Source organism: uncultured Eudoraea sp., from assembly GCF_947258925.1.
Lineage (GTDB): Bacteria > Bacteroidota > Bacteroidia > Flavobacteriales > Flavobacteriaceae > Eudoraea.
On record NZ_CAMYKG010000030.1, the window covers coordinates 36,597 to 51,373 of the forward strand.

Consider the following 14,777-nt stretch of genomic DNA (forward strand, 5'->3'; position numbering starts at 1 on the left):
CGGCCCAGGTTTTACCTCAATACTGAAGGTGTATATGAAAAAGATACCTTAGCCTTTCAAAATGTTGAAATTAACGCCTCCAAGGTTATTGCATCAGATTTTGATAACGATGGGGATTTGGATATCACAATAGCTTCTGATCAACTACCGCTGGTCTTTGGTGGTATTCCAAATCAATTTTTATTTAAAAACGACGGCAGAGGAAATTTTGAGGATGTAACTATGGAAATGGCACCCGAATTTCAAAAAATCGGACTTGTCAAAGACTTGATATGGGTAGATATAGATAATAATGGATTTCCAGATCTTTTTACAGTGGGTTATTGGACACCTGTATCTATTTTCCTGAATGATGGTTCTAAATTGAAGTTACAAAATGGCAATGGCCTGGAATATAGTCACGGCTGGTGGAATACAATAGTTGCCAAGGATTTTGATAATGACGGGGACATCGATCTGGTCTGTGGTAATTGGGGTCTGAATAGTAAGTTAAAGGCCTCAAAACAAAAACCTGTTTCACTCTATAGCTATGATTTTGATGAAAACGGGACCTTAGATCCGGTTGTCACCTACTTCCATCAGGATAAAGAGACGCCTTTTGCATCTAAAGATGAATTGGTAAAACAAATGCCTTATTTGAATAAAGAATTCCTTTCCTATAAAAATTTTGCAAAGGCCAGCCTCAGAGATCTTTTTTCGGCCAGCAAGTTGAATAAGTCAAATAAAATGAAGGCTTATGAATTGGCAAGCTGCTATTTTGAAAATGATGGTAAAGGCGTATTTAAAAAGAAGCCATTACCTCTTATTGCACAGGCCTCATCTATAAATGCCATAGCAGTAGATGACTTCAATAAGGATGGATTTAAAGATTTGTTAATTGTAGGTAATAATTATGAAATTAGCACTCAATTAGGTAGGATGGATGCGTTACATGGCGTAATTTTGCAAAATGATAAAAAAGGAGGGTTTCTCAAGGTTAACGGACAGCATTTTGATGTTCCCGGACCTGCAAGAGACCTTAAAAACATTACTATAGCAGGAAGCGACTACTATATAGTGACCATAAATAATGATACTCCTATTATTTTGGCTAAACATAACGAATATAACTAAATGATGATATCTGGATTAAAAAAAATAGCGGGTGTTTTACTTTTACTTGCAATAACCATATCGTGTAATTCAGAAGAGGAAAGTTCTAAGGAGGATGCCAAAAAGCAACAATCACTCTTTACCCTTTTGCCTTCGGAACGCACGGGCATAGACTTCCTAAACAAAGTTGAAAACCAAAAAAACTTCAACATTTTTAAATATAGAAATTTTTATAACGGGGGTGGTGTAGCCATCGGTGATATAAATAATGATGGATTGGCAGATATTTATATGACTGGCAATATGGTTGAGAACAAACTTTACTTAAATAAAGGGAATTTAGAATTTGAGGATATTACAGAAAAAGCAGGGGTTAAAGGATCCAAGCCGTGGTCTACCGGAGTTGTAATGGTTGATATAAACCAGGACGGATATCTTGATATCTATGTGAGCAATGCCGGAAATATGAAGGCCAATAACCATGACAATGACCTTTATATAAACAACGGTGATCTCACATTCACTGAAATGGCGTCACAGTATAATTTAGCCAAAACAGGATTTTCTACCCATGCCTCGTTCTTTGATTATGATAAAGACGGAGATCTGGATGCATATATCCTCAACAATAGCAACATACCTGTAAGTAGTTTGGGATATGCAGAACAACGAAACACCAGGGCACAGGACTGGGAAGGAGTTCCCGATATTTTTAAAGGTGTAGGGGATATGCTTTTAAGGAATGATGATGGCAAATTTGTGGATGTAAGTGAAGAAGCAGGCATCTATGGAAGTCTGATTGGATTTGGCCTTGGGGTAATGGTTACAGATATCAATAAAGACCTGTATCCCGACATCTACATTTCAAATGATTTTTATGAACGGGACTATCTCTATATCAACAATCAGGATGGCACTTTTAACGAAGAGATCAAAGATTGGACTTCTCATCTTTCCTTATCTGCCATGGGTATTGATATTTCGGATATTAATAACGACGGTAACGCGGACATTTTTATTACGGACATGCTTCCCGAACCTGATCAACGGGTAAAATCTGTAATGGAATTTGAGGGCTATAATATCTATAAATTAAAGCAAAGCAAGGACTTTTACCAACAGTACATTCAAAACACATTACAGTTAAATAACGGGAACGGATCGTTCTCAGAAATAGCTTATTTCAGCGGTGTGGATGCCACAGATTGGAGTTGGGCCGGTCTGCTATTTGATATGGATAATGACGGCCTGAGGGATATTTACATTACAAACGGCATGAATCATGACCTGACAGATCTCGATTTTAATGATTTTTTTGCCAATGAGATTATTCAGAAGATGGTGCTAACCGGCAAAAAAGAATCTATAGATTCCATTATCAATAAAATGCCTATCAGACCGCAGCCCAATTATGCCTATAAAAATAATGGAGACCTTACATTCTCTAATGCCAATAAAGACTGGGGGTTGGATATTCCCAGCTTATCCAATGGTGCAGCATATGGCGATCTCGATAATGACGGAGATCTGGATATTGTTGTAAACAATGTGAATATGGAATCATTTGTCTATGAAAATAATGCTACCTCAATCACAGAAAATAACTATATAAAGCTTCAGTTTGAAGGTACAAAAGAAAATAAATTCGCGGTAGGAACAACCGTGATGCTCTACTATGATGAAAATGTAATTTTACAAGAACTAATCCCTTCCCGGGGGTTTCAATCTTCTATGGACCATATAATGACTATTGGATTAGGAGCAACAAATACCATAGATTCATTGAGGGTTATTTGGCCGGATGACAAAACCGAAAGGTTAACAGATATTTCGGCTAATCAATTTCTTACCTTCAAACATTCTGATGCTAAGGAGGTATACACTCCACCTGTAAAAGAGAAAAAACCTTCTTTGCTAAAGGAAATTCCAAATACTCAGCTTATCGCGCACAAGGAAAACATGTATAATGATTTTGATTATGAGGGATTGATATACAAGCAACTATCACAGGAAGGTCCGGCCCTTGCTGTAGGTGATATAGATGGTGATGGAAACGAAGATATTTTTATTGGCGGGGCAAAAAACCAAACTGGCATTATTTATAAGCACAATGGAAAAGGCCTTTTGAGTCTCTTACCCCAAATTGCACTGGAAAAAGATGCAGAATTGGAAGATACAGCAGCGGCTTTTTTTGATGCCGATGGCGACCTGGATTTAGATCTTATTGTAGGTTCAGGCGGGAATGAGGTTGGTGAAGAGCGAAATTACAGAGCACGTATTTACCTAAACAATGGAAGAGGTAATTTTGTAAAGTCGGATGCAAAGCTACCTTCTACTTATTCAAACATTTCTACTATAGCACCCAATGATTTTGATAATGATGGAGATGAAGATTTATTTATTGGTTCAAGAAATGTAGTAGGCACCTATGGAATAGATCCTGGTCATTTGTTTTTGGAAAACAATGGTGATGGCACTTTTCAGGATGCCACAGAACGATATGCTTATGACCTCAAAGACACCGGGATGGTTACCAACGCTATATGGGCGGATATGGATGGAGATTCCAAAGAGGAACTTATTACCGTCGAAGACTGGGGACCTCCAAAAATCTTCAAAAATTCCGGCCGCCGGTTAAGTCTGAGCTCCTCCGCACTGGATAGCCTTCATGGATGGTGGAATGTAGTGGAAGCCGTGGATATAGATAAAGATGGAGATAATGATCTTATTCTGGGTAATCAGGGAAAAAATCTGCATTACAAACCTGAGGAGAACAGGCCTATGAAGATGTGGGTAAATGACTTTGACGATAATGGTACTATTGAACAAATTGTCACACAGAATATTGATGGCAAGGATCTTCCTATCCACCAGAAAAAAGATTTAACAGCGCAAATGGTTGCCCTAAAAAAGCAAAACCTAAAGGCCTCTGAGTATTCAACAAAGACCATCTCTGAATTATTCCCAAAAGAAGTTTTTGAGAACTCAATTATGAAAAAATCGGTCATTTCGGAATCGGTAATAGCTGTTAATGAAGGGAATGGGAACTATAGAATTATTAAACTTCCTTCAAGGAGCCAATTATCCTGTATATGTGGCATTACATGTACCGATGTAAATAATGATGGGAATTTAGACCTCATCATAGGAGGAAATAATTTTGAATTTAGACCCCAGTATTCAAGATTAGATGCTAACTATGGTAATGTACTGCTAGGTGACGGATCTTTAGGCTTTGAGTGGCAGGACTATGAGACCAGCGGGTTCTTTATAAGGGACGAGATAAAGCATTTGAAACAGTTTAAAGATAAAACAGGTAAGACCTTCATTATAGCTGCAATTAATGAGAAAGAACCTAAGATATTTGAACTCAATGAATAAATCTCTAATAGGTATTCTTGTAATTTTAATATTTACAGCTTGTCGCTCCAAGGAAGGTGAGCTATTTTATAACCCCGCTCCTACGGAAACAGGGGTGTCATTTGAAAACACACTTACCGAAACAGACGATCTCAATATTTTGGATTACCTGTATTTCTACAATGGAGGTGGTGTTGCTGCAGGTGACATTAACAATGATGGCCTCACAGATATCTTTTTCTCCGGAAATATGGTTAAGAATAAACTATATCTGAACAGGGGCGGACTCAAATTTGAAGACATCACGGAACAAGCCGGTGTGGCTGGAAACAGCAGTTGGAATACCGGATCCGTAATGGGCGATGTGAATGGAGACGGCCTGTTGGATATCTATGTATGCGCTGTGGTTGGGATAAATGGATTTGACGGTTACAACGAACTTTATATCAATCAGGGAGATAATACTTTTATAGAGAGCGCTGCTGCTTACGGTCTTGATTTTGATTCTTATAGTTCTTCGGCTACCTTTTTAGATTACGATCTGGATGGGGATTTGGATATCTATCTTTTAAATCATGCCGTACATACTCAGGAATCTTTTGGCAAGGCAGATCTTCGATTAAAAAGAAACTACCAAACCGGAGACAAGTTACTTCGTAACGAGAATGGAAAATTCACGGACGTAAGTGAAGAAGCCGGTATTTTTGGAGGCATCAACGGATATGGACTGAGTGTTGCTGTTTCAGACTTCAATCAGGATGGATATCCCGATATCTATGTGGGCAATGATTTTCATGAAGATGATTACTATTATTTAAATAATGGAGACGGAACTTTCACCGAAGGCATTAAGAAATATTTTGGTCATACCACCCGATTCTCCATGGGCACCGATGTTGCAGATATAAATCATGACGGCTGGCCGGATATTCTTTCATTAGACATGCTCCCGGAAGATGAAACTGTCCTCAAATCTTCTGAAGGAGATGACAATATTCAAACACAAAAATTGAGAATTGAAAAGTTTGGATACCATTACCAGTTTACAAGAAATATGCTACATCTAAATCAACCGGGAAGTAGCTTCGCAGAAATAGCTTTGTACAGTGGTATAGCTGCAACAGATTGGAGTTGGAGCGGCCTTTTTGGGGATTATGACCAGGACGGAGAGCAAGACCTATTTATTTCGAATGGTATCCCAAAACGTCCAAATGATCTCGATTTTATCAATTTTGCTTCAAACGAGCAGATTAAGAAAAAAATAAGTAACACCAAATTAGTAGACCAGCAGGCGCTTAATATGATGCCTTCAGCTAAAGTGCATAACTATTTATTTCGAGGAAATTCTGATCTTTTATTCGAGGACAAATCGAATTCGTGGATTGTCAAGGACACACTTGTTTCAGGGGCTACCGCGGTCGCAGATTTTGATAATGACGGGGACCTGGATCTTGTTACCAACAATATAAATAGCCCTGCCAGTTTATATATCAATAAGACCGATGGGAATGCTAACTACCTCAAAATTAAGTTAAAATACGTCTCTCCTAATTCATATGGAATTGGGGCTAAAGTATTTTCTTATCACGAGGGGATTTTACAGTATAAAGAATTATATCCCATCCGCGGGTTTCAATCCTCTTCCGAACCTATAGTTCATTTTGGCTACGGTAAAACCGAAAAGGTTGATTCGCTTAAAATAGTCTGGCCGGATAGGCGATTTCAAACTGTAAAAAACATTAGTACAAATCAAACTTTAAGTATTTCACCTGAAAATACAATGCCATTTGATTACAGGTCGCTTCGGCCTTCTGAGACTAGTATTTTCAGGGAGGTTGAAGATAACCTTGGAATCAACTTTGTGCATACGGAAGATAATTATGTGGATTTCAACAGACAAAAACTTATTCCTTACCAAATATCCAACAGGGGTCCGGCAACCGCTATAGGGGATATCAATAATGATGGTAAAGAAGATATTTTCTTCGGAGGTTCCAAATTTTTTCCTTCCAGAATATTTTTGCAAAAAGACTCCATATATGCAGAAGAAATAATCCCTGAAATATACAAGGATAGCATTAAAGAAGATGTTGCAGCAGCTATTGCCGATTTCACTTCCAATGGTAAATCTGATATAATTTTAGGTTCCGGTGGTGCAGATTTCTACAATAAAATGTCTCCTTTATTAGATTCTTATTATGTTCGGGAGGATTCTATTTTTAAAACCGCACCACTACCTGAATATTTTGAGAATGCATCCGTAATTGAAGTCAATGACTTTGATAACGATGGGGATCCTGACCTTTTTATAGGTAACCAGGCTGTATCTAATGATTTCGGTAAAATCCCGGAATCTTATTTGTTGAAAAATGATAATGGCCGGTTCCACATTGAAATGAATATAGAACTCCAAAATGCCGGGATGGTGACAGATGCAATATGGGATGATTTTAATGGAGACGGCCTCAAAGATCTCATAGTAGTAGGTGAATGGATGTCTCCCAAATTTTTTGAAAATATTAAAGGTGCTCTTGTTGAAAAGAAAGTGCTGGACAATGAATTAAACGGACTTTGGCAAAGTGTAATAGCTTTTGATATTGATAAGGATGGGGATAAGGATTATTTATTGGGAAATTGGGGAGTAAATAATAAATTCAAGGCAAGTGAAGATTTTCCATTGAAAATGTTCTATTCAGATTTTGATGGAAATGGAAGTACAGAAACTATTGTTGCCATCCCCAAAAACGGGAAATACTTTCCCCTTGAAGGCTTAGATGGTATCGCCGGACAGTTAGTAGAGATGCGAAAAAAATACACTTCTTACCAGGATTTTGCCGGCAAAACTATTGACGAAATATTTGACAGGAAAACATTGGATGGGTCTAAACTTTTAACAGTAAATGAGTTGAAATCGGGATATCTGGAGAATACAAATGGTAAATTTACCTTTGTCCCATTCGAATCTGAATTGCAATGGGCTCCTATAATGGATTTTCTTGCCTATGATTTTGACAAGGAAGGTACGGATGAGGTTTTGGCCGCAGGCAATTTTTTTGGGGTTAAACCGTATCACGGCCGTTTTGGTTCATTCCCGGGAGCTATGATAAAAGGCAAAAATGACGTAATTTTGGGTCATAAAATGGGGTTGGATCTTTCTCAAAGATCGACGAGACATCTTAATATTATTACCTTAAAGAACGAACCCTATTTATTGGTAACCTTCAATAATGAGAAGGCCCGTGTATATGAATTGATAAAACATAATTGAAAATGAAGAAGACGTTAGGAATTTTGTTGGCAATAGTGCTTCTTGCCGCTTGCAAAAAGAGTGAAGAACCTATTGTGGTTACACCAGATGAGTTGCATATGGCTATTGACAAGGTTACGGAGATAATGATACATGATATTTTTTCGCCGCCTGTTGCAAGCCGTATATATGCCTATCCCAATATTGCCGCATATGAAATAGTAGCATTGCACGACGAAAATTACCGCTCTTTGGAAGGTCAGGCACATGAACTAACGGCGATCCCGCAACCAGATGCGTCCAAACCGGTTAATTATCCGTTGGCTGCCTTAATTGCGCACATGGATGTAAGCAGTAGGGTAATATTTTCTGAGGATAAACTAGCCACCTTCAGAGATAGCCTTTATACTATCTGGGAAGCCAAAAACCCCGGTGAATTTAATGCCTCTAAAGCATATGGTCTACAAGTGGCTGAACACATTGCGGAATGGATGAAAAATGACAATTATAATCAGACCCGGACGATGCCTAAATTTACCGTGGATACGGATGATCCTTCAAGATGGCAACCTACTCCTCCGGCATATATGGACGGGATAGAGCCGCATTGGAACAAAATTCGCCCTTTCGTAATAGATTCGGCAAACCAATTTGTCCCAGATCCTCCCCCGCCATTTTCTATGGAAGAAGATTCGGAGTTTTATAAAGAAGTTAAAGAAGTATACGACATTAGTATGGAGATTACCGAGAAGGGTGATAGCTCTGAAGAAATTGCCATTGCTCAGTTTTGGGATTGCAATCCTTATGTTTCTGTTACACGGGGCCATTTAATGTTTGCCACTAAGAAAATATCCCCCGGAGCACATTGGATAGGTATAGCTAAAATTGCATCTAAAAATACCAATAGTGATTTTAATAAAACTGTTTATGCATATACCAAAACATCCATTGCCATTGCAGATGCCTTTATTAGTTGTTGGGATGAAAAGTACAGAAGTAACTTAATCCGGCCTGAAACTTTGATCAATGAACATATAGATGAAAACTGGAAGCCGGTATTGCAAACCCCGCCATTTCCGGAATATACCAGCGGTCATAGCGTTGTTTCCGGCGCGGCCGCAACTGCACTTACTGATATTTTTGGTGATAATTTTAGTTTTGACGATGATACTGAATTGCCCTACGGCTTGCCTGTTAGAAGTTTTAATTCCTTTAATGAGGCAGCAGACGAAGCCGCAATCAGCAGAATGTATGGAGGAATACACTATAGAAAAGCTGTTGCCGTTGGTGTAAAACAAGGTAGGGATCTAGGTGATTTCGTTTTGGAAAACCTAACCATGACCAACTAGGCATATGAAAAAAGTCTTATCAGTCTTACTGTCACTTATAATAGTGGGGATTGTATGGTATTTATTCATAAAACCTTACGATTACCGTGTAACGTTCAAAACCAGAACATTTCCCGGGACCATCAATCAATCCTTGAAAATTTGGAATTCAACACTAGAGGACGCCCAGATAGTGAAACAAGAAGGTTTATCTCATTTGGAACAAAAGATAAAGTTTAATGATTCAACCTTTTTATATGAATGGGAAATTATTCCGCTAACAGACTCCACTTCCAAGGTAAAAGTCTATGTCAAGGATCTTGAACATAGTCTTCAAAACAAAATTGCAATTCCATTTTCTCATACTGATTTTGAAGAACGCACCGTTAACACGGTTAAAGACTTTAACGAAAAGCTTAATGACCATATCAGTAATTTCAGGGTTAAAGTTACCGGTGAGAGTAAATTACCAGCAACCTATTGTGCTTATGTTTCTGTGAAGACCACTCAATTGGGCAAGGCAAAAGGTATGATGTACAACTACCCTTTGTTAAATACTATTCTTTCAAATAACGGAATTGAGTTAAATGGAAGGCCATTTATAGAAGTCACCCAGTGGGACATGGAAACAGACAGTATACACTATGACTTTTGCTACCCGATAATTAAATCTGATTCATTGCCCGAACATCCGGACCTGAAGTATAAGCAATTTAATTCCAGAGATGCCCTAATGGCAATTTATAATGGCAATTATATTTCATCTGACAGAGCCTGGTATGCACTTATGAATTATGCCACGAAAAATGATCTTGAAGTTGCTGGTCTGCCGGTAGAAGTTTTTCATAATAACCCCAATATGGGTGGGGATGCACTTAGATGGAAAGCTGAGGTTTATTTGCCTTTAAAAAATATGGATGATTAGATTTACAGTAATCTTACTATTTAGCATTTTGACAAGTTGCTCCAACTATGGTCAGCTTACTTACATTACTAAAATTCCCAAAAAACTGGACGAAAATTCAGGAATGGCCATAGGTCGGGATTCCACAGTTTGGTTAGTTAATGACAGTGGAGGTGCAGATAAAATATATCAAATAAATTTTAAGGGAAAGTATGTTAACCAACTCGAAGTAAAAAATGCCAAAAACAAGGATTGGGAAGATATGGCCAGGGATAAAGATGGCAATGTATATATAGCGGATACCGGAAATAATTCCAATAAAAGAAAAGACCTTGTTATTTATAAGATTCCGGATCCGGAAAAGGAAAAAGGAGATAAAATTAAAGCAGAACAAATAGAATTTAACTATCCCGAACAAAAAAAATTTCCACCAGAACAGAAAAACCTGCTTTATGATACGGAAGCTATTTTTTATGCTAAAGACAGCCTTTATCTGATAACAAAAAACAGATCCCATCCATTTAAAGGAAATGCCCTGATATACCGAATACCGGCGAAAAAAGGGAATTATAAGGCTACTTATCTCGGAGAATTTGTTGCCTGTACAGATTTTTCTACCTGTAAAATAACATCGGCAGATATTTCGCCAGACGGGAAAACTATTGCCCTGCTGGGCTATGGAAGATTATGGCTCTTCACCAATTTTAAGCTGGCTAATTTTTTTGAAGGGGAGCTTAAAGAAATTGATCTGGGTATTAGGACTCAATTGGAATCTATTTCTTTCCTCAATAATAATACGCTCTTACTTTCTGATGAAGAACTACATAAATCCGGAAGGAATCTTTATTCATATAGCTTTTAGGCATCAAAGCTAATTTTGGACAATTTATCATTGGTTTATTTACTTCTTTATCAGTACCTTTTTACACTGTAAACACTAAAAAAGGCTTAATAATGAAAACCTCACACTCACTTAAAATTTCAATCTTTACTTTTTTACTAACCCTGATTATATCTTCAACTACATACGCTCAAGTTGGTTGGAATCCTGAATTAGAGAAAGAATGCAATGAGGCCATTGCTGAAATGAAAAAGGAAGCGCCTAAACTTAAAACCTATTTTGCCGAGGCTTATGGCTATGCAATTTTTCCAAAAATCACCAAGGCAGGCCTTGGAATAGGCGGTGCCGGTGGCAAAGGATTAGTGTACCGCGGAAATACCGCAACCGGTGAGTCTAAATTAGGGCAGGCCTCTATTGGACTACAGGCAGGGGGTCAGCAATTTAGCGAATTGATCTTCTTCGAAGATAAAGCTGCCTATGACCGTTTTACTGGTGGTAAATTTAAATTTGGTGCTCAGGCTTCGGCAGTAGCTATTACGGAAGGTGGAGCAGCCGTTGCCCCCTACCAGGATGGAGTAGCTATTTTTACCCATGTAAAAGGCGGGCTAATGTATGAGGCATCCGTAGGCGGGCAGAAGTTTACTTTTGAACCTCATTAATTCTGTTCATCTTTTGTGAAATTGTAATACTGTTAAATCTTCATTGTGGATTTGATGTTATCTTGATTATTGACAATGCAAATAATGAAATTATAGGGCATTCGTCAACGTAAATTTTAAGCAATCGGACCTGTCCTTATCTACATCTCAGTAAATGAGCTGTTTTAAGCATAGTTATGTTTAATTAATTAACATAGCTGATTTTTGGGATATTTATAATTCTGAGAATCTTCTTGACTCCTGATAATTGGAAATCGAAAAGAAATTACAAACGCCTGGTATTGAATGATTTGGCGCGAATGACAGAAATACTGTCGTTCGTTAATGCACTTTGAAATAAATTATAAGAACCATGGATTAGTCGAATGCAGGCTTAATATCAACTCAACAAAAACCGGATGTTTAGAGCCGAAGGCAGGGTTATAGCTGATAGAAAATCTATACTTCTATCCGTAAACTATAGATTTTTAATGTAGCAAATAAAACAAGATCAGCTATTGCACGTTATCTACTTTAATAATAATTAATCTATAAATCAGTTATTTTTGCTTTTGTAAGGTTAAAATCTTAAATGTATTCCAATAAAAATACAAGCCTTTAATAATGATTGATTATTACAATTAAAATCTAATTTCATTTTAAATCTACATTCTATGAATCGTATTACTTTAATTTTATGCATTACCGGTCTTCTTATATGTTCTAATATAAAGGGACAGGAACTAAGTAAGGAAGAAAGAAAAGTTGAAATTTTTTCCTCTAAGGAAAAAGACAATTTGCAACTCTGGTTCCAGGATGAAGTTAAAAGAATGGACCTCAATGAGGAGGAAATGAGTCAATACAGCAGCATAATTGTTTATTATGTGGCTAAAATAGCACGCCTGGATGACAAGGATAAAGGTTATTCAGAGGAACGATTTAAGAAAGAATTAAACAGCTTATTAACGAAACAAGATAAAGAATTAAAAGAATTGCTTACTCCGGAGCAATTTGAAATACATAAGGAAATTTATGGAGAATTTTTAAGATCTGCGTATAGAAGATGGGGGATAACTAATGAATAATAATGAAAAAGTATTTAAAAAATTAAGTGCAGTATCTCTTTTTCTTGCAATTCCCTTTTTTGGAATTTCTCAACTTTTGATTTCTTATAATAAAGCTCCCAAAGTAGACTTTAGGAAATATAAAACCTTTCAGGTATATGGTCTTAATGTGACCACGATCCCTGATTTTGAACCCAGAAAGGAAAGCATCAACTTTTTGATCACAGAAATAGACAAACAAATGCAAGCCCGTGGATATGAAAAGGTACAAGCATATCCGGACTTAATCCTTAATATTGGTGTTGTAATTTCCGCCGAACAGAAAACGGTACAAACTGATATCAGAGATGCCCCCAGATATATGGGACAGCGAAATTACCATTGGGAAGCTGAAGAAATAGTGGTTCAAGAATATAATGCAGGTACCGTAATTTTGGATGTCGTAGAAACTGAAAATAACAAATTGATCTGGCAGGCTGTTTCCAAAGGAATGATTTCTCCAACATTTGATCAAGGTAAAACCAGAATCACAAAAGCAGTTAAAAAAATGTTCAATAAATACCCCATTACAAAAAAGAAGTAACACGCTAGTTCAGCCAAACCTATGGGATTTATTCTAAGACCTTTAATTCACAAAAGCATTCTCATAGGCTTTGCAATACTTTATTTTCATCAAGCTTATTCACAAGATATAGAACCGCGCCGATGGTCATCTATCCCCTTGGGTACAAACATAATTGCCGCAGGCTATGCATACACTTCTGGTGAGGTTTTTTTTGATCCACTCCTGGGGGCAGAAGATGTAACTTATAGAGGTAATGCTTTTGTTGCCGGATATGTACGTCCTTTCCGGCTTGGAAATAAATTGGCCAGGGTAGATGTATTACTTCCATTTTCTTTTTCCCGTTGGGAAGGGCTTTTAAATGGTATCACGGCAAGTGCAGAAAGAAACGGTCTAGCTGACCCACGTATAAGGCTATCCTTAAATTTAACAGGTCCTCCACCCTCGGGACCTAAAGAATTACAGGAATACAGGGCATCCCACCCGGTTTATACAACCCTGGGAGTTTCTTGTTCTGTAACCCTGCCATTTGGTCAATATTCAAATTCCTTTTTATTAAATCTGGGTAGTAACCGTTTTATCATTAGACCGCAGCTAGGTATGGTGCACTATTGGGGACCATGGTCCTATGAGCTTACATCTTCCGTTGTTTTCTTTACAAAGAACACTAATTTTTTTAATGGCGGCGAATTAAAACAAAAGGCCCTTTTTGCCCTTCAAACACATCTTATAAGACAATTTAAGAAGCGCTTCTGGGCTTCAATAAGTGCCGGGTACAACCAGGGAGCATCTTCCATTGTAAATCAACAATTCAATGATGACCGTAGAGCAAACTTTTTAGGAGCGGCTTCTGTTGGTGCCAGTTTTGCTGGCAAACAGGGTCTTAAATTAGCCTATGTTTATTCCAAAACCCTGAAAGATGTTGGCGCTACTACAAATACCGTACTTTTATCCTGGTCTATAGCTTTCAAATAAAGAATCTGTTATTCAATCTATCGTAAATAAGAGTCCTCCCGTAAATGCTTTCATAATCGCTGTCCCAGGCTGTATACACCGGTATCAAATCCATTTACATAAACGCCTCCCCACGAAACAGGAAACATAAGGTCTCCTTGTATTTTTATTCCAGTTACATCACATAAAGAATCAAAATATTGGGTACTACCAAGGTGAATCCAATTCATTGAGAGGTCGGCCAAACGGTCTTCCGTTGGACTAATAAGAACACCCCTGATCAAGAAATCTGCATTCATCTTTATATAAGTAAGTTCCGGAATAGTACTACTACCTGCTTCGAAACCTGCAATACCCCTGAAAAATGCTCCATCGGAAGCTTTAAGATAGTTAGAGCCGTATTTTAATAGTTCCCGATTGATACCCATAATATACCGCTAAATCTATGCGTTGTGCTGTTGCGTGAAATAGAAAAGCAGACAAGGCCATAAAACTTACTAATTGTACTATTTTTAATTGTTTCATAATATTTTCTTTTTAATAGCCTTTTTATCTTCTTAGGACATAATTACTGTAAATAAGTGGTATAAATTATACGCCTGTTATCAAAAATAAATAGCTGTCTAGACGAACAAGTATAGCGGTAATATGATTAATTTTAAACTTCATAAAGCTGGTTTAAATTAAAGCAATGCAGAAATCACTAGTATTTTCTAAACTAATTGTATTGCTATTCCTTACTTTCAATACCAGCTTGGCTTTCGCTCAGGATACAATTCCAACAAAT

12 protein-coding genes are annotated in these 14,777 nt (G+C 37.5%); 10 read left to right on the forward strand and 2 right to left on the reverse strand.

What is annotated here, in order from left to right:
* The 10 genes from Q0X77_RS11325 to Q0X77_RS11370 form a co-directional block, all read left to right on the forward strand.
* Positions 1-1,113: VCBS repeat-containing protein (locus tag Q0X77_RS11325; protein ID WP_297797403.1), on the forward strand; the 1,113-nt coding region annotated here is incomplete at its 5' end.
* Positions 1,114-4,473, forward strand: a complete 3,360-nt coding sequence (locus tag Q0X77_RS11330; RefSeq protein WP_297797405.1) for an FG-GAP-like repeat-containing protein — start codon at positions 1,114-1,116, stop codon at positions 4,471-4,473. It begins immediately after the preceding gene.
* Positions 4,466-7,720, forward strand: coding sequence for a VCBS repeat-containing protein (locus Q0X77_RS11335; protein WP_297797407.1), 3,255 nt, complete (start codon positions 4,466-4,468; stop codon positions 7,718-7,720). Before Q0X77_RS11330 ends, Q0X77_RS11335 begins: the two co-directional genes overlap by 8 nt.
* 2 nt (positions 7,721-7,722) lie before the next feature.
* Entirely contained in the window at positions 7,723-9,048 is a 1,326-nt protein-coding gene (locus Q0X77_RS11340) for a vanadium-dependent haloperoxidase (protein WP_297797409.1), read from the forward strand.
* A 4-nt stretch (positions 9,049-9,052) separates the two neighbouring features.
* Positions 9,053-9,952, forward strand: coding sequence for an AraC family transcriptional regulator (locus Q0X77_RS11345; RefSeq protein WP_297797411.1), 900 nt, complete (start codon positions 9,053-9,055; stop codon positions 9,950-9,952).
* Complete coding sequence (locus Q0X77_RS11350) at positions 9,945-10,793, forward strand: hypothetical protein (RefSeq protein ID WP_297797413.1); 849 nt, start codon at positions 9,945-9,947, stop codon at positions 10,791-10,793. The genes Q0X77_RS11345 and Q0X77_RS11350 overlap by 8 nt, the downstream gene beginning before the upstream one ends.
* A 92-nt stretch (positions 10,794-10,885) precedes the next feature.
* Positions 10,886-11,431 carry a YSC84-related protein gene (locus Q0X77_RS11355; RefSeq protein WP_297797415.1) on the forward strand — a complete coding sequence of 182 codons (546 nt, stop codon included), beginning with the start codon at positions 10,886-10,888 and terminating at the stop codon, positions 11,429-11,431.
* A 653-nt stretch (positions 11,432-12,084) separates the two neighbouring features.
* Entirely contained in the window at positions 12,085-12,495 is a 411-nt protein-coding gene (locus Q0X77_RS11360; protein WP_297797417.1) for a hypothetical protein, read from the forward strand.
* Entirely contained in the window at positions 12,488-13,057 is a 570-nt protein-coding gene (locus Q0X77_RS11365; RefSeq protein ID WP_297797419.1) for a DUF4136 domain-containing protein, read from the forward strand. Before Q0X77_RS11360 ends, Q0X77_RS11365 begins: the two co-directional genes overlap by 8 nt.
* 21 nt (positions 13,058-13,078) lie before the next feature.
* Positions 13,079-14,011: a transporter gene (locus Q0X77_RS11370; RefSeq protein ID WP_297797421.1), complete on the forward strand. Its 933-nt coding sequence runs from the start codon at positions 13,079-13,081 to the stop codon at positions 14,009-14,011.
* Between the two features lie 50 nt (positions 14,012-14,061).
* On the opposite strand, the gene Q0X77_RS11375 is transcribed toward Q0X77_RS11370, so the two are convergent.
* Together Q0X77_RS11375 and Q0X77_RS11380 are read right to left on the reverse strand one after the other, a co-directional pair.
* Positions 14,062-14,418 carry a hypothetical protein gene (locus Q0X77_RS11375; RefSeq protein ID WP_297797423.1) on the reverse strand — a complete coding sequence of 119 codons (357 nt, stop codon included), beginning with the start codon at positions 14,416-14,418 and terminating at the stop codon, positions 14,062-14,064.
* Positions 14,381-14,515 carry a hypothetical protein gene (locus Q0X77_RS11380; protein WP_297797425.1) on the reverse strand — a complete coding sequence of 45 codons (135 nt, stop codon included), beginning with the start codon at positions 14,513-14,515 and terminating at the stop codon, positions 14,381-14,383. Before Q0X77_RS11380 ends, Q0X77_RS11375 begins: the two co-directional genes overlap by 38 nt.
* Positions 14,516-14,777: the final 262 nt, after the last annotated feature.